Consider the following 16861-nt stretch of genomic DNA (forward strand, 5'->3'; position numbering starts at 1 on the left):
TCAGACCTCCGGGCCATTCGGCCCTGCGGTCATCGAAGCCGACAATGCCTCCGCGATGCGCGCGGCCAGGCGCCGCGCGACCTCTTCCTTGGGCAGGCGTGGCCAATCCTCCACCCCCGCGGCCGTGACGAGATGCACGGCGTTCTCGGTGCCGCCCATCACGTCGCCCGAGACATCGTTCGCGAGGATCCAGTCGCAGCCCTTGCGCGCCCGCTTGGCGGTGGCATGCGCCACCACCTGCTCGGTCTCGGCGGCGAAGCCGATGACGAGGCGCGGGCGCAGCCTCGGGTGCTGCGCGACGGTTGCGAGGATGTCGGGGTTGAGCGCGAGGCGGATCTCGGGCGGCGGCGCGCCGGGCTCCTTCTTGATCTTCTGCGTGGGCGCGGCCTCGGGCCGGAAATCGGCGACAGCCGCGCAGAAGACGGCCGCCTCGGCCGGCAGCGCGGCCTCCACCGCCGCCAGCATCTCCCGCGCGCTTTCGACGCGCCGCACCGCCACGCCGGGCGGGTCCGGCACCGCGACGGGGCCACTGACCAGCGTCACGCGCGCGCCCAGCGCCGCGAGGGCGGCCGCGATGGCATGGCCCTGCCGGCCGCTGCTGCGGTTGGCGATGTAGCGCACGGGGTCGATCGCCTCCTGCGTCGGCCCGCTCGTCACCACCACATGGCGCCCTGAAAGCGGGCCTTGGGCCATCACGGCGTTGATCGCGGCGAGGAGGGTGGCGGGCTCCGCCAGCCGGCCTGGCCCGCTCTCGGGCTCGGCCATCGGCCCCTCCTCGGGCCCGACCACCGCCACGCCGCGCGCCCGCAGCAGGCGCAGATTGGCTTCGGTCGCCGGGTGCGCCCACATGGCCGGGTTCATCGCCGGTGCCACCAGCACCGGCGCGCGGGTGGCCAGCAGCACCGTCGCCGCCAGATCATCGGCCTGGCCCTGCGCCATCCGTGCGAGGAGATTGGCCGACGCCGGCGCCACCACCACCAGATCGGGCCAGCGCGCGAGGCGGATATGGCCGATCTCGGCCTCCGCCGCCCAGAGATCGTCATGCACCCGCGCGCCGGATATCCCGGCCAGCGCCTCCTTCGTCACGAAGCGCGCCCCACCCGCGGTCAGGATCGGCGTCACCTCCGCCCCCTGCTTGCGCAGCAGGCGGATGAGTTCCAGCGCCTTGTAGGCGGCGACGCTGCCCGAGATGACCAGCAATACCTTCATGGTCCCCGCCATTCGATGCTGAGCGCGGCTGCCTCCGTGCCCACCCATTGCTCGGCGCGCAGCGGCGCGCCAGTGGCGGCATCGAACCAGAAACGGTTGGTGAAGGCGACCTCGCGGCCCGTGCAACGCTCCTGCACCAGCAGCACGCCCGCGGTGGCCTCGCCCTGCAGGGTGCAGTCCAGGGCGAGGCCGAAGACCATCGACTCCGCCTCCCGCCCCGCGCCCTGCAGGTCCACGCTGCGGCGGGCGGTGGCCTGCCGGCCGGCCAGGGCGCGCGGATCCTCCAGCGGGTCCGGCCCGTCGAGGCGCAGCGCGGTGAGCATCTGCCCGAAGCCTGCCGTGCCGACGATACGCGCGCCTTCGGTGGCGAGCGCCACATTGTTCTCGCCCCGCCAGAGCTGGCGGGCGCCGCTCTGCTGCACCGGCAGCAGAACCGCCTGCTGGCGCCCCTGCCCCACGATCAGCGCCGGCCCCTGCACCGGCGCGGGGGCGGGCGGCGGGGCGGGGCGGCGGAGCAATTCAGCCGCCGGCGTATCGCCGCAGCCGGCCAGCAGAAGCAGCGCGAGGCAAGCTGCCCCGCGCCTCATGCCGGTGCCGGCCTCGGCCCGCGCCATTGCCAGGCGAGAAGCAGGGCGCTAAGCGCGAGGCCGACCCAATGCGGGTGCGGCACCAGACCGGGGGCGAGGGCCTCCAGCGAGGCAGGGAAGATCATCAGCACCCCGGCCACCACCATCAGCGTCCGCTCCCACACCGCGAGCGCGCGCGCCACATAGCCCTGGCAGGCCGCCGCCAGCACCGCGAGGCCCATGGTCGCCAGCAGGATCTGCCACGCCACATCCCAATAGGTCATCGACCCCTCAAGGTTGAGCAGCAGCCCCACCCCTTCGGGATCGGTGACGAAGACGAAGGGCAGCACGAAGGCCGGCAGCGTGTATTTCCAGGCCTGCAGCGTCGTCCGGTAGGGCCCCGCACCGGTGATGGCACTCGCCGCGAAGGGGCTGAGCGCGGTGGGGGGCGAGACCTCGCTCAGCACCGCGTAGTAGAAGACGAACATGTGCGCCGCGTAGTCCGGCACGCCGAGCTTCATCAGCGCGGGGGCGGCGACCACGGCGCAGATGATGTAGCTGGCCGTCACCGGCACCGCCAAACCCACCACCCAGACGATCAGGGCCGTGTAGATCGCGGTGATGACCAGCGAACCGCCCGCCGCCTGGATCGCGATGTCGGAGAATTTCAGCCCCAGCCCCGTCAGCGTGATGACGCCGACGATGATGCCCGCCGCCGCGCAGGTCGCCGCGATGCCCACCGACTGCACGGCGCCGCTCGCCAGCGCGTCGATCAGCTTGCGCGGCGTCAGCGCACTCTCCCGCCGCAGATAGGAGAGCAGGATGGCCACCGCCATGGCGTAGAGCACGCTCAGCGTCGCCGAATAGCCCATCGCCATGAAGCCGACGATCGCGACCAGGGTCGAGAAATGATAGCCGCCCTGGCGCAGCAGCTTGCCGACCGGATCGACCTTCATGGGCTCGGGCGGGGGCAGGTTCGGGTTGGCGACGCGCGCCGCCTCGATCCGCCGCTGGTCGAGCTCGACCATGAAAAGCAGCGAGCCGTAGTAGAGCACCGTCGGCACGATCGCCATGACGATGACGTCGAGATAGCCGATCTTGAGGTATTCCGAGATCAGGAAGGCGGCCGCGCCCATCACCGGCGGCGACAGGATCGCCCCCAGCCCGCCGGCCGCGAGCAACCCGCCCGCATCATCCGCGCGATAGCCCACCTGGCGCATCATCGGCCAGGCGACGGTGCCGAGCGTCACCGTGGTCGCCACCCCCGAGCCCGAGGGACCGCCGAGCAGGAAGGAGGAGAGCACCACCGTGCGCCCCGCGCTCGAAGGCTTGCCGCCTGTCAGGCTGAAGGAGAAATCGACGAAGAACTTGCCCGCGCCGGTGGCCTGCAGGATCGAGCCATAGATGGTGAACAGCACGATCAGCGTGGCCGAGACATCGATCGCCGTACCGAAGATGCCCTCCAGCGTGATGGTGATGTGCGGGATCAGCCGATCCATGTCGTAGCCCTGGTGCCGCCAGGGGGGGGCGAGGTGATTGCCGAAGAAGCCATAGAGCAGGAAGGCGATGGCCACGACCGGCATGATCCAGCCCGTGGAGCGGCGCGTGACCTCCAGCACCAGAGCGATCAGCATCCACCCCACCACGATGTCCATCGGCTCGGGGAAGATGTAGCGGTCCTGCAGATCGTCGCCGCCGCTGATCAGATACCAGATGCAGTAGATGCCGACAGCGATCAGCGCCCAGTCCCAGATCATCACGCGATGCCGGAACCGCCCCGCCACCGGGAACAGCGCGAAGCCCAGCACCATCGCGAAGCCGACATGCACGTAGCGCAGCGTCGTCGTGGGCACGATGTCCCAGGCCGCCCACAGGTGGAACAGGCTCATCGCGAGCGCCACGGCCACGGCGGCATGACCCAGCAGGCCGCTGAGGCGATTCTGCGCGCCCTCCTCCTGCTCGATCAGCGCCTCGACCTTCGCGGCGGTCGCGGCATCGAGGGCGCCCTCCGGCACCTCGGGCGGGAGCGCGCGGGGGGTGGTCATGGGCGATGCGAGGGGCGCTGCCCCTCGCGCACCCCGCAAAGGGTCGGTGGACCCTTTGAACCCATTCGTTCATGCGTGGCGAGGGAGGGGCCGAAGTGCCTCTCCCTCGCCACGCACTGAAGGGAGTCCAGCGGGCCCACGGGCCCTCTGGCAGGGGGTGCAGGGGGACGGCGTCCTCCTGCATGACCCATCACCCTCACGCGAGTGTCGCGCCCGCGGAGCGCCAGAAGGCCTCGGCGGCCGGGTGCCAGGGGATGCCCGCCGCGGCGGTCTTCTGGCCGGCCAGGGTGAAGTTGCGCGCCTCGGCATGGACGCGCGCCCAATCGGCGCGGTTCTCCCAGGTGATGCGCAGGATGTTGGTCACCATCTCGGCGCTCATGTCTTCGCGCACCGCCAGGATATTGGCGACCGAAAGCTGCCGGTTGTCCGTGGTCTGCCCCGGATAGGTGCCGGCGGGGATCACTTCGGGGAAGTAGACCGGGCCGTTCTCGGCCACGATGCGCTGGTGCAGATCGGCGTGGTCCACCAGATGGATGGTGGTGCCCGGCGTGGCCGCGAGGTCCGTGATGGCGGAGGTCGGCACGCCGGAGACGAAGAAATAGGCGTCGAGCTTGCCGTCCTTGATCGCGTTGGTGCTCTCGGCGGGCGAAAGACGCTCCCGCGCGCGGAAATCACGCTCGCGGTCCAGCCCGGCCGCGGCGATGACGCGGAAGGCGAAAAGCTCGGTGGCCGAGCCGGGCGCGCCGGTGGAGACGCGCTTGCCGCGCAGGTCGGCGACGGAGCGGATGCCCGTGGCGGCCGTCGTCACCACCTGCATGCGGTTGGTGTAGAGCACGGCGATGGCGCGCGCCGGCACGGTGCGGCCGCGGAACGGCCCGGCACCCCGGATGGCGTCCACCGCGGCGTCCACCTGGCCGAACAGCATGCCGACGCGCCCGGCGCCGAGCAGCTGGAAATTCGCCACCGACCCGCCGGTGACCTCGACGGTGGCCGACATGCCGGGAATGCCGCGGGAGAGGTAGTTCGCCAGCGCCCCGCCCAGCGGATAGTAGACGCCGCCCGTGGTGCCCGTGGCGATCGCCATCTGCGTGGTCGCCTGCGCGCGCAGCGTGGCCGGTGCTGCGAGCAGCGCGGCACCCACACCCAGGGCGCGACGGCTGATGATGGTCGTCATTGTTTGCGTGACCTCCCGTGTTCTTGGACGGGTCAGGAATACAGGCCACGCGCCCCTGGCGGAAGGGTCCCGCTCGCGCCTGCGCGATTGACCTGGGTCAAGGCCCAAGATCGGACAACGGCCTAGTCTTCCAGCACTGTGCCAACGAAGCATGAGGGAGATGCAGCATGACCAACCTCCGCGCCCGCGACCTGATGACCACCGATGTCGTCACCGTCCCGCCCGAGACCCCCGTGCTCGCCATGGCGCGCCTGCTCTCCGAGCGCGGCATCTCCGCCGTCCCGGTGGTGGATGCGACGGGCAGCGTGCTCGGGGTGGTCACCGAGGCCGATCTCATCCGCCGCCTCGCCGGCGAGGTGGACAAGCCCGCCTCCTGGCTCGGCAGCCTGTTCAGCAGCCAGGCCCGCGATGCCGAGACCTACGCCCGCACCCATGGCGTGACGGCGCGCGACATCATGACGGAGAGCGTGATCAGCGTGGCCCCCGACATGCTGGCCTCCGAAGTCGCGCATCTGATGGAGGAGCAGGGCGTCCGCCGCGTGCTGGTGATCGAGGAGGCTCGGCTGCGCGGCCTCGTCTCCCGCGCCGACCTGCTGCGCGCCCTGGTGAGCCCGGTGCAGGAGCCGGGCGCCCTGTCCGACGATCGCATCCGCAAGGCGGTGCTGGCGGCGATGAAGAAGGAGCCCTGGGCGGACACCTTCTACACCATGGTGAACGTCACCGATGGGGTGGTGGAGTATCACGGCTTCTCGCGCTCGGCCGCGGTGCAGCGTGGCCTGCGCGTGCTGGCCGAGAACGTGCCCGGCGTGAAGGGCGTGATCGACAGCACCCAGCCGATGCCGACCTACCTCTACGCCACGGTGTGATTCCAGGCGCACGAAGTTCCGGCCTGCGGCCCGCAGGGCCGAGCGCCCGAATGGGCGCCGCGCCAAATGGCGCGAAAGCCAAGCGGCCGGATGGCCGCGCCCGGCGCTTGAGGGCGCACAACAACGCACCGACGGGCACGGCAAGTGGCCGTCGGTGTCGGCGCCGCTATCTCCTCTCCCGCACGGTCAGCAGGATGGCCGCGCCGAGGCTGAGGAAGACCAGCACCGTCGCCATGCCCAGGCGCTGGCTGCCCGTCGTGGTGGTGACCAGCGCCAGCACGGCGGGGCCGAGAAAGCCGGTGATGCGCCCCGACAGGGCGAAGAGCCCGAAATGCGCGGCCATCTCGCCCGGCGGGGCGAGTTTCGCCATGAAGCTGCGGCTGGCCGCCTGGGCCGGGCCGAAGAACAGGCCGAGCGCAAGGGCGAGGATCCAGAACCACATCTCCTCGGTGGCGAGCAGCAGCCCCGTGCCGAGCAGGATCATCGCGCCCAGGGCCAGCACCACCATGCGCCGTGCCCCCACGCGATCCTCGATCAGCGCGAAGCCCGCCGCCCCCGCGCCGGCGGTGACGTTCATCGCGATCCCGAAGATCAGGATCTTGTCGATGCCCATGCCGAAGACGCCCGCCGCATAGATCGCGCCGAAGGCGAAGAGCGTGTTCAGCCCATCCGTGTAGAACAGCCGCGCGATGATGAAGCGCGCGAGGTCCGGGTTGCGCGGCAGGGCCTTCACCACCGCGATGATCTCGGCCAGGCCGCGGGCGATGGCGAGCCCCCAGCGCGGCCGCTCGCCCGGCGGATCGGGCATCGCCACCAGCACCGGCCAGCCGAAGACGAGCAGCCAGAGGGCGACCAGCAGCGCTGTGGCGCGCACATGCTCGGCCTCGCCACGGTCCAGCCCGAACAGGGAGGGGTTGGGCTGCACCAGCAGCACCAGGCACAGCGCGAGGCAGACCAGCCCGCCCGCATAGCCCAGCCCCCAGCCGAAGCCCGAGACGCGGCCGATCTCGCCGGGCTGCGCCACCTCCGGCAGCATGGCGTTGTAGAAGACGGTGGCCAGTTCGAAGGCGATGGTGGCCAGCGCCACGCAGGTCAGCGCGTAGAGGGCGAAGGCCGGGTCCGGCTTGGCGAACCACAGCATCGCCGTGAACAGCGCCGTGAGTGCCGTGGCGAGGCCGAGCATGAATCGCCGCCGCCCGCCCGCATCCGCGACCGCGCCGAGGAAGGGCGAGAGCAGCGCGATGCACAGCCCCGCCGCCGACTGCATCCAGCCCCATTGCGCCTGGCCCGTTGCCGGGTCGGCAGCGATGCCCTGCGCGAAATAGGCGGCGATGACGAAGGTGGAGACGACGGTGGGGAAGCTGCTGTTCGCCCAGTCATACAGCGCCCAGGCCCAGGCGCGTTTGGTCATGGCAGGGCCATCAGGCTGCGCAGTGCAACGCCGATGGCGACCAGCCCACCCTCCGCCGCCGCCTCGCGGGCCAGCAGCGCGGCCGCCTCGGCCGGCGGCGCATGGCCCGCGAGCTTCGCGCGGGCAAGGCGCGCCTGCAGGGAAGCGAGGCTCGTCAGCGCCTCGGCCTTGGCGCGCGCGGTGAGCAGCGTGGCGGCGGGCGCGGCCTCGGCGGCGGCGCGCAGCGCCTCCAGCGCATAGGCCTCGCCGGTGGCGGCCCAGGCGGCGGCGGCGATGTTGGGCGCCACGCCGGCCTCGGCGGCCAGGCGCACCATGGCCGGCGCGGCGGCGAGGCGCGCCGCACCGGCGGCCAGCACCGCCGCCCCGGCCGGCAGCCCGGCCGCGATCAGGGCCTGCGCCGCCGGGCCGGGTGCCGCGGCCTCGGCCGCCAGCAGCGCAGCGATGCCCGGGGCGAGGGCGGCCAGCGCATCCTCCAGCGGCGCGTCCGTCAGCAGCAGCAGGTCGCGCGCCGCCCCTTCCTGCAGCCGCCGAAGGCCGGCCAGTGCCTCGAGCCGCGTCGCCGCCGGGGCGGGCGCGGCATCGATCGCAGCGGCCGCGGCCTCGAGCCCGAAGAGGCTGGAAGCGAGCCAGGCGGCGCGCGCCACGGCGGCGCCGGAACCGCCCGCGCCGGCAAGGCGCGCCAGCGCCCCGACGCCAAGCTGGTTGGCCACGCCATTGACCAGGCTCATCGCCACCAATTCGCGCCGCAGCCGGTGCTGCGCGATCGGCGCCGCGAAGCGGGTGCGCAGGGCAGAGGGGAAGTAGGCGACCAGCAAGGGCGCCAAGGCCGGCGCATCGGGCAGGTCGCTCGCCTCCACCGCCTCGGTCAGCCAGAGCTTCCCGAAGGGCAGCAGCGCGGCGAGTTCGGGGCGGGTGAGGCCCTCCCCCGCTGCGGCGCGGGCGCGCAGCCCGGCGGCGTCGGGCAGGCCCGCGACGGCGCGGTCGAGCAGCCCCTCCCGTTCCAGCCGCTCGATCAGCGCGGCATGGGCGGGCAGGTCGGCGGGCGCGTGCAGCGCCTCCAGCGAGATCGCCAGCGACTGGGCGTGGTTGTCGGCCAGCACAAGCTCGCCGACTTCCTCCGTCATCTCGGCCAGAAGCGAGTCGCGCTGCTGGCGCGTCAGCGCGCCCTCGCGCTCGGCCGCGGCGAGCAGGATCTTGATGTTCACCTCATGGTCGGAGGTCGAGACGCCGGCGGAATTGTCCAGCGCATCGGTGTTGAGCCGCACGCCGCCCCGCGCCGCCTCGATCCGCCCGGCCTGGGTCATGCCGAGATTCGCCCCCTCCCCCACGATGCGCGCGCGCAGCTCCCGCCCGTCGATGCGGATCGCGTCATTGGCGCGGTCGCCGGCCTCGGCATTCGTTTCGGTGCTGGATTTCACATAGGTGCCGATGCCGCCGAAATAGAGCAGGTCGACCGGCAGCCTGAGGATGGCGCGCAGGATCGCGGCCGGCTCGGCGCGTTCCTCGGCGATGCCGAGCAGCGCGCGCGCCTCTTCGCTCAGCGGCAGGGTCTTGGCGTTGCGCGGCAGCACCGCACCGCCCTTGGAGAGCAGCCGCGCCTCGTAATCCGCCCAGCTCGACCGCGGCAGCGCGAAAAGCCGCGCGCGTTCCGCGTAGGAGACCGCCGGGTCCGGATCGGGGTCGAGGAAGATGTGGCGATGGTCGAAGGCGGCGAGCAGGCGCGTCTGCTTCGACAGCAGCAGGCCATTGCCGAAGACATCGCCCGACATGTCGCCCACGCCGGCGCAGGTGAAGGGCGCCTCCTGCACGCCCGCGCCGCGCAGTTCCTGGAAATGGCGATCGATCATCACCCAGGCGCCGCGCGCGGTGATGGCCATGCCCTTGTGGTCATAGCCGGCGGAGCCGCCGGAGGCGAAGGCGTCGCCGAGCCAGAAGCCGTACTCGGCCGAGAGCCCGTTGGCGATGTCGCTGAAGCTCGCCGTGCCCTTGTCGGCGGCGGCGACGATGTAGGGATCCGCCCCGTCGCGCGGCACCACGTTCGACGGCGTCACCACCGCCCCGTCCTCGGCCAGATTGTCGGTGAGGTCGAGCATGCCGCGGATCAGCGTGCGATAGACCGCGATGCCTTCCTCCATGAAGGCGGCACGCTCGGCCGGGGGATGCTTCAGGATGAACCCGCCCTTCGCGCCCGTCGGCACGATCACCACGTTCTTGAGGCGCTGCGCCTTCATCAGGCCCAGGATCTCGGTGCGGAAATCCTCGCGCCGGTCGGACCAGCGGATCCCCCCGCGCGCGACGGGGCCGGCACGCAGATGGCAGCCTTCCATGCGCGGCGAATGCACGAAGATCTCGCGATAGGGGCGCGGTGCCGGCATGTCACCGGCCAGGGCGCTGTCGAGCTTGAAGGACAGGTAGGGCTTCGCCTGATACCAGTTGGTGCGCAGCATCGCATCCAGCACGGCGCGCAGGCGCGACAGGATGCGATCCTCATCGGGGTTGGCGACGCTCTCCAGCAGCATGCGCCAGGCCTCGTCGAGCCGCGTCTCATCGCGATCGGTGATGGCCGGGTCGAAGCGCAGATGGAACAGCTCCATCAGCAGCTGCGCCGCCTGCGGGTTGGCGGCGAGCGCGGCCTCCACACTCTCCTGCGCGAAGGGGAAGCCGACCTGCTTCAGCCAGCGATACATCGCGCGCAGCTGCCAGCAATCCTTCCAGGACAGCCCGGCGCGCAGCACGAGGCGATTGAAGCCATCGGCCTCGACATGGCCGGCGAGCAGCGCATGCAGCGCGCCGGTCAGGTCGGACAGGACATCCTCGTCGCAATCGGCGCGGGCCTCCAGGCGATAGACATGCAGCACCACCACCGGCCCGCCGAGCGGATCCAGCCGATAGGGCACTTCCTCGATCGCGCGCAGGTCGAGGCTTTCGAACAGCGGCAGCGCGTCGGCCAGCGGCAGCGGCCCGCCCGGATTGGCGAGGCGCAGCATGAGGCTGCGCGCATCCGCCCCGGGCGGGCGGGAGAGCGCGGCCTTCGCCCGTCCGCCATGCGTCAGTTCCTGCGCGAGGAAGATGTCGGCCAGCGCCTGCTCGGCGCTCTCGGATTGCCGATAGGCGGGCGGGAAGGCGTCGCGCCAGCGGGCGAGCGCGCGCGCGCCATCGGCCTCCCCGCGCTCTTTCGTCAACGCCTCTTCCAGCCTCTCGCCGAAGCCGCGCGCGGCCTGGGCCATGGCGGCTTCGAGCGTGGCGTCATCGACCGCCGGCACCTGCCCCGGCGTCGTGCCGATCACGTAGTGCACGCGCGCCAGCGCGCCATCGCCCAGCAGCGTGTAGAAGGCCGAGAGCCGGCCGTGGAAGGCACGCGCCAGCAGCCCGCCGATGCGCGCGCGCAGCGCGGTGTCGAACTGGTCGCGCGGCAGCCAGGCGATGGCGGAGACGAAGCGCTCGAAGGGATCGCGGCGCAGCAGCAGCGCGCTGCGCGGGCGGATGGAGAGATCGAGCGCCAGCCGCGAGCCCTCCAGGATCGCGCCCTCGGGCGCCTGGAACAGCTCATCGCGTGGCCAGGTCTCGATGATGTTGCGCAGGGCGCGCCCGTCATGGCTGTCGGGCTCGACACCGGCGAGGCCGAGCACGCGCATGACCTTCTCACGCAACAGCGGGATGGCGCGCGGGTTGCGGTTGTAGGCCTCGGCCGAGAAGAGGCCGAGGAACAGCCGGAAGCCGACCAGCTTCCCCTGCCCGTCGCGGATCGGGGTGATCACCACATCGGCGTGCTGCGGGCGATGCACGGTCGCGCGCATATTGGCCTTCGCCACCGTGATCGTCGCGAAGCCCGCCAGCGCATGGCGCACCGCATCGGGCAGGCGCGGCAGGTCGCGCAGCGCGTCGAATACCGGCAGGTCGGGATCGCGCAGCAGGCCGAGATTCTCCTCGGCCACCACGCTGACGAGGCCTGCCTCGATGGCCAGGCGCCGATGGCCGAGCAGCACGTAATTGTCCTCGGCCAGCCAGCGGAGGAAGGCGCGCTCCGATTCGCCCGCGGCCTCGACCGCCGCCCCCTGGAGGGCGGCGAGCATGGGCCGGAAATCCGTCACCGCGCGTCGCACATCAGCCATGGCGCGGGTCAGCGCCGCTTCCACCGCCGCCCATTCCTGCTCGTCCGCCGCCGGCGCCGGGCCGCCTGTGCCTGGCAGGGCGGCGCCGCCGATGCCGATGGCGATGCGCATGATGCTCTCCGCCGCGCCCTCCCCCAGCGCGACGAGCCGGCCGGCCGCGTCGCGCGTTACCGGCATGATCGGGTGCAGGAACTGCTTCACGGCCCGCCCGCGCACGGCGAGCGCGGCCAGGGCGCTGTCCACCAGGAAGGGCATGTCGTCGGTGACGATCTCGACGACCGCCAGGGCGCCGCGCCCGGGGCCGGGCGGCAGCACGCGCAGCCGGGTCTCGCCCGGCCGGCGCGCCTGGGCGAAGCCGAACAGGCTGGAGGCGGCCTCGGCCAGGGCCTCGGGCGCGGTGGCGGCGAGTTCGGCAGTCGGCACCGCCTCATGCAGCCGGCGCAGGAAATCGGCGGCCAGGGGCGGCAGGGCGGGGGCAAGGCGCGTGAGCGCCGCCTCGGCCGCACGGAACAATTCGGCGCGCACGCCATCGGCGGGGCTCGGTGCTTGCGTCATGGCGGTCTCCTCTACCCGCAGGGTGCGGGCAGAGGGGCGCGCACCGCAAGCACCGGCTGCACGGGCCGCGTTTCTGCTGCTAGGATTCGCGCATGATCGACGACCTCGCCGCCCTGCTCGCGCCCGTCACGCCGGAGCGCTTCTTCGCCGAGCACCATGACAAGGCACCGTTGCACATACGGGGCGGCGCGGCGAAGTTCGCGCAGGTGCTCTCCTGGCGGCAGATCAACCGGCTGCTGGACATGACGCATATCTGGACCAGCACCTCGCTCAAGCTGGTGCTGGACAGCGTGACGGTGCCGGCCGAGCAGTTCTGCACCCGCGCGACCAGCCGCGACGGCACGCCGGTGATGCAGCCGGACGCGAAGCTCGTGCAGGGCTGGATCGCCAAGGGCGCCAGCCTCGTGATGAACGACGTGGACAGCCTCACCCCCGGCCTCGCCAGCATCTCCGCCGCGCTGGAGAATGCCGGGCTGGGGAAGGCGCAGGCCAATGTCTACATCAGCTGGCAGGCGCACAAGGCGTTCCGCACCCATTACGACACGCATGACGTCTGGGCCGTGCAGGTCGAGGGCGAGAAGGACTGGAACATCTGGGAAGGCCGTGGCGAGTGGCCCATCCCGCACCCCGTCTTCAAGGGCCAGCCCCAGGCGCATCACGACCAGGCGCGCGGGGCGCTGCGCGAGGTGGTGCGCATGAAGCCCGGCGACCTGCTCTACCTGCCGCGCGGCTGGTACCACGACGCCCTGGCCGAGGGGCAGGCCAGCGTGCACGTCGCCTATGGGGTGCATGCGCCGCTGGGCATGGACTTGATGAACATCCTGGTCGAGCGCGTTCTCTACGATGCCGAGTTCCGCAAGCCGCTGCCGCGCCAGGATGGCTCGGTGCCGGCGAAATTCGCCCTCACCCAGCGTGCCGGGCTGCTCGGCCAGCGCCTGGCGGAGCTCTGCCGCGACCCCAAGGTGATGGAGGTGCTGGGCCAGTTCGTGGCGAATTACCGGTTCGGGCGCGGCGGCTACGACCTGCTCGCGGCGCGCGGGATTGCCGCGGCTGCGGCCGGCCCGGCGACGGAAGGGGAAGCCTTCCGCATCGTCGCGGGCGGTGCCAAGCCGGTGCGGCGCGGCGCGGAGTGGGTGGTGAAGGCGCCGGGTGGGGTGGTGACGCTCACCCCGGCCGAGGCCGAGGCGGCCGCCTGGCTGCTCGCGCGGCCGGACGTGACCGCCGCGGAACTCGCCGCGGCGCATCCGGGCATCGACGCAAAAGGTCTGCTGGCGCGCCTGGGCAGCGCGGGCCTGCTGGTGGCGGCGGCATGAGGGCGCTGCTGCTGGCAGCAATTCTCATCTGGCCTGGCCTCGCCCAGGCGCAGCCGCGCGCCTTTTCCTGCGTCGGTGCCGAGCAGTTGGAAGATGACGTCTTCGCCGTGCCCTTCGCCCAGGGCAGCACGCGGCTGGGCGATGCCGGGCGCAGCGCCGTGGCGGCGGCAGCGGCCCTCGCGCGGGAAGCACCCGAGCGCAACATCTGCGTGCTCGGCCATGCCGACCGCACCGCCGGCGCCTCGACCAGCACCCAGACGGCGGCACAGCGCGCGCGCGCCGTGGCGGCCGCGCTCTCGGCGCAGGAACGCATCGAACGCGACCGCATCCGCGCCGAGGCCCGCGTGGGCGCCTATAGCGGGCGGCAGCGCGAACCCCTCGCCCGCGCCGTGACCATCGTGGTGATGCCGTCGCTTAACTGAAATTTTTGTCATTTATCTCACCCTGCCGTGGGCGCGCCGCAATCGCTGGTCCAGACTGAATCGTCAGGGGAGGAGCAGGCCATGGCTCAGGATACGGACGACTCCACGAAGATCACGCCCGCCGCAGAGGCCGTGGCGACCGACGAGGCCAAGCCGCCCTTGCGCCGGCGCCTGTTCGTGTTGCGCCTGGCTGCCCTTGGCGGTGCCGGCAGCGCGGCCGCGGCCTGCGTGCCGCAGCAGCAGCCCGTCTACTACGCCCCCGCACAGGTGCGCCGGGGCACCGGCATCAGCGACAGCGACCCCTCGGACGCGCCCGGCCAGGGCCGTGGCGGGCAGCGCGGCAGCGGTGTCAGCGACAGCGACCCCAATGATGCGCCCGGCTATGGCCGCGGCGGCCAGCGCGCCACCGGCATCAGCGATTCCGACCCCTCCGACGCCCCGGGCCGGGGACGGGGCGGCTATCGCGGCAGCAACCGTGTGCGCACCGGCATCAGCGATTCCGATCCCTCCGACGGGGCAGGCTATGGGCGTGGCGGCGTCCGCCGCAGCGGCGTGAGCGATTCCGACCCCTCCGACGCCCCGGGCCGCGGCCGCCGCGGCTACTGAGCCGCGCGTGAGCAGCAGCGGCACGCCGGCCGAGGCCGCCTGGACCCAGGCCTTCGGCGACCTGCCCGTGGAAGAGGGCATCGCCTTGCGGGAGGCGGCGCTCTCCCGCCTCTTTCCCGGCCGCGATCCGGGGCGGCACAAGCCGCTGCTCTCGATCGCGGATCTCGACGCCTTCCTGGCCACGGATGCTGCCCGCGCGCCGCGCCTGTCGATGGCGCTGGGCCGGCGCCAGGGCAGTGCCGCCGTGCCGCAGGACGACTACCTGCATGAGGATGGCCGCGCCGACCTGCCGCGCCTGTTTGCCGCCTTCGATGCGGGGGCGACGCTCGTCGTCTCGCAATTCCATGAGATCCACCCGGCGCTGGCGCGCTTCTGCCGGGGGTTGGAGCAGGTCTTCCTGCATCCGGTCCAGGCCAACATCTACCTCACCCCGCCGGGCGCGCAGGGCTTCCGCATGCATTACGACACGCATGACGTGCTGGTGCTGCAGGTGACGGGCGAGAAGCATTGGCGCATCTGGCCGGGCCAGCCCTTCCCGCAGCCGACGCGCCGCACCCCCTGGCAGGGCGGCGTCGAACCGCTGGGCGAAGCCGAATCCCTCACCCTTCGGCCCGGCGACACGCTCTATGTCCCGCGCGGCGTGCTGCATGACGCGCAGGCGCATGAGGGGACCGAGCCGTCCCTGCACATCACCATCGGGCTGATGGAGCCCTCCTTCGCCTCGGTGCTGCGCCTCGCGGTGGATCTGCTGGAGAGCGAGGATCCGGCGCTGCGCCAATCCTTCCCGACCTGGCGCCTGGCCGAGGGGCCGGGCGCGCTCGCCGCCCTGGCGCAGCCCCTGGCCGCGCGGCTGGCCCAGCCCGCCGCGCTGGAGCGCACGGCGCTGGCCCTGCTCGACCGGCTGGCGCTGGAACGCCCGGCGCTGCTCGGACGCGGGCTCTTCGTGACAGACCCGACGCCGGAGACCGTGCTGCGCCTCGTTCCCGAAGTGCTGCATGCGCTGGTGCCGGAAGCCGAAGGCGGCGCCAGCCTCCGCTGGGCGGGCGAACCGATCACGCTGACCGACACCGAGGCCAGTTGGGTGGAAGCCCTGGCCGAGGGTGTGACGCCCGCCGCCTTGGGCGAGGGCGCGCTCGACTTCTGCACGCGCCTCCTGCGGCTCGGCCTCGTTCAGGCCGCCTAGAGCAATATGCGTTCAGATGGAAACATCTGAACGCATTTCTTGCTCTAGACTCAATAACTTCCAGAGCACGAGCTGCGTTCACGAGAACGCAGCGTGCTCTAGCTACTCCGCCGGCACGCCGCGGGGCATCGCCTCCGCCCAGCGTTCGGGGCTGAGCTCCTCGCGCCGGTCCGGGAAGGCCAGGGCGCAGAGGAAGGTGACGGTCGCGAAGCCCGACAGCACCAGCAGCACGGCACCCAAGCCGCCCGTCGTGCCATGCAGCCAGGCGATCACCGGGCTGGCCGCCGCCGCGCCGAGGAAGCCCACGAAGAAGCGGATGGAGTAGAGCTTCGCGCGCAGGGCGGGGGCCACGTAGCGCGCCGTCATCGTTTCGTTCACCGTGACCTGGCCGAAGATCGCCGCCGCCAGAAGGCCGGACAGCGGCAGCACCGCCCAGCCTTCCAGCACGGACAGCAGGGCGAAGCCCGGCATCTGCACGCAGGCGAGCGGCAGGAAGACGCGCTTGAGCGTATTGCGGTCGATCAGCCTGCCCACGGTGAACTGCGTGACACCGCCGCAAAGTGTGGCCAGCAGCGCCAACGCACCGACGATGGGCAGCAGGGCGGGTTCATCGGCCAGGCGCTCCTGCATCAGCTTGGGCAGCAGCAGGGTGAAGGCGTTGAAGACGAAGCCGCTGACGGTGGCCAGCAGCAGCAGCACGATCACGGCGCGGCGGACGATGGCCGGCGGGATCGTTGGGAAGGGCCGGCCGGCGGCACGCGCCTTGGCGCTGTCGGCCGGGCCCTCGCGCAGATAGAGCAGGCCGACCAGGGCGCAGAGCACGCCCGGGATGATGAAGCCGTAGCGCCAGCCCAGCGTGGCGGCGAGGAAGGCCGTCACCGCCGGGGCCAGGGCGACGCCGAGATTGCCGAAGGCGCCGTTCACGCCCATCGCCGCGCCCACGCGCTCGCCGGCCGCATCCACCAGCATGGCCGTGCCGATCGGATGGTAGATGGCGCTGAACCCGCCCATCACGCCGAGCGCCACCGCCAGGCTGAGCGGCCCCGGCGCGAGGCCGGCGGCGACCATGGCGCCCCCCGTGCCGAGGAAGAAGGCCGCCATCAGCGCCGGCCGGCCAACACGCTCGGCCAGCCAGCCCATGGGCAGCGAGCCCAGGCCGTAGATCACGAACATGGTGGTGCCGAGCGCCAGGATCGGCCCGTAGCTGATCCCGAAGCCCTCGGGTTCCTGCAGCACCATGGCCAGCACGGCGGTGGCGAGGATCAGCAGCCCGTAATGGGTGAAGACATGCGCCGCGTTGACGAACCAGATCTGCCGCCGTGCCGCATCCATCATGCGCGTCCGCTTTCCTGCCGAGGCGGAGGCTAGCGCTCTTCGACGGGGCTGTCGTGGGGGCGGT

At 72.1% G+C, this 16861-nt stretch carries 12 protein-coding genes; 5 read left to right on the forward strand and 7 right to left on the reverse strand.

Annotation, left to right across the window (positions count from 1 at the left end; translation table 11 throughout):
• The 4 genes from coaBC to AC2D9U_RS17560 all read right to left on the reverse strand — a co-directional run bounded on the left by coaBC (position 1) and on the right by AC2D9U_RS17560 (position 4994).
• A complete protein-coding gene (coaBC, locus tag AC2D9U_RS17545) occupies positions 1-1209 on the reverse strand; it encodes a bifunctional phosphopantothenoylcysteine decarboxylase/phosphopantothenate--cysteine ligase CoaBC (protein ID WP_484751456.1) in 1209 nt (402 codons plus the stop codon).
• A complete protein-coding gene (locus tag AC2D9U_RS17550) occupies positions 1206-1796 on the reverse strand; it encodes a YjbF family lipoprotein (RefSeq protein WP_484751458.1) in 591 nt (196 codons plus the stop codon). Before AC2D9U_RS17550 ends, coaBC begins: the two co-directional genes overlap by 4 nt.
• Positions 1793-3820, reverse strand: coding sequence for a TRAP transporter permease (locus AC2D9U_RS17555; protein WP_484751460.1), 2028 nt, complete (start codon positions 3818-3820; stop codon positions 1793-1795). The genes AC2D9U_RS17550 and AC2D9U_RS17555 overlap by 4 nt, the downstream gene beginning before the upstream one ends.
• Positions 3821-4016: 196 nt before the next feature.
• Positions 4017-4994, reverse strand: coding sequence for a TAXI family TRAP transporter solute-binding subunit (locus AC2D9U_RS17560; RefSeq protein ID WP_484751462.1), 978 nt, complete (start codon positions 4992-4994; stop codon positions 4017-4019).
• A 167-nt stretch (positions 4995-5161) separates the two neighbouring features.
• On the opposite strand from AC2D9U_RS17560, the gene AC2D9U_RS17565 reads away from it, so the two are divergent.
• Entirely contained in the window at positions 5162-5860 is a 699-nt protein-coding gene (locus AC2D9U_RS17565; protein WP_484751464.1) for a CBS domain-containing protein, read from the forward strand.
• A 166-nt stretch (positions 5861-6026) separates the two neighbouring features.
• Here AC2D9U_RS17565 and AC2D9U_RS17570 read toward each other — a convergent pair whose 3' ends face one another.
• Together AC2D9U_RS17570 and AC2D9U_RS17575 are read right to left on the reverse strand one after the other, a co-directional pair.
• Entirely contained in the window at positions 6027-7271 is a 1245-nt protein-coding gene (locus tag AC2D9U_RS17570; RefSeq protein ID WP_484751466.1) for an MFS transporter, read from the reverse strand.
• Positions 7268-11938: an NAD-glutamate dehydrogenase gene (locus AC2D9U_RS17575; RefSeq protein WP_484751468.1), complete on the reverse strand. Its 4671-nt coding sequence runs from the start codon at positions 11936-11938 to the stop codon at positions 7268-7270. The genes AC2D9U_RS17570 and AC2D9U_RS17575 overlap by 4 nt, the downstream gene beginning before the upstream one ends.
• A gap of 92 nt (positions 11939-12030) precedes the next feature.
• On the opposite strand from AC2D9U_RS17575, the gene AC2D9U_RS17580 reads away from it, so the two are divergent.
• From AC2D9U_RS17580 to AC2D9U_RS17595, 4 genes are all read left to right on the forward strand, one after another.
• Positions 12031-13251, forward strand: a complete 1221-nt coding sequence (locus tag AC2D9U_RS17580) for a cupin domain-containing protein (protein WP_484751470.1) — start codon at positions 12031-12033, stop codon at positions 13249-13251.
• Positions 13248-13673, forward strand: coding sequence for an OmpA family protein (locus AC2D9U_RS17585; RefSeq protein ID WP_484751472.1), 426 nt, complete (start codon positions 13248-13250; stop codon positions 13671-13673). The genes AC2D9U_RS17580 and AC2D9U_RS17585 overlap by 4 nt, the downstream gene beginning before the upstream one ends.
• Before the next feature lie 81 nt (positions 13674-13754).
• Positions 13755-14279: a hypothetical protein gene (locus tag AC2D9U_RS17590; protein ID WP_484751474.1), complete on the forward strand. Its 525-nt coding sequence runs from the start codon at positions 13755-13757 to the stop codon at positions 14277-14279.
• Between the two features lie 7 nt (positions 14280-14286).
• Positions 14287-15462 carry a cupin domain-containing protein gene (locus tag AC2D9U_RS17595; protein WP_484751476.1) on the forward strand — a complete coding sequence of 392 codons (1176 nt, stop codon included), beginning with the start codon at positions 14287-14289 and terminating at the stop codon, positions 15460-15462.
• Between the two features lie 102 nt (positions 15463-15564).
• On the opposite strand, the gene AC2D9U_RS17600 is transcribed toward AC2D9U_RS17595, so the two are convergent.
• Positions 15565-16797, reverse strand: coding sequence for an MFS transporter (locus tag AC2D9U_RS17600; protein WP_484751478.1), 1233 nt, complete (start codon positions 16795-16797; stop codon positions 15565-15567).
• Positions 16798-16861 lie beyond the last annotated feature (64 nt).

It is taken from the genome of Roseomonas sp. TF40 (genome assembly GCF_057219975.1).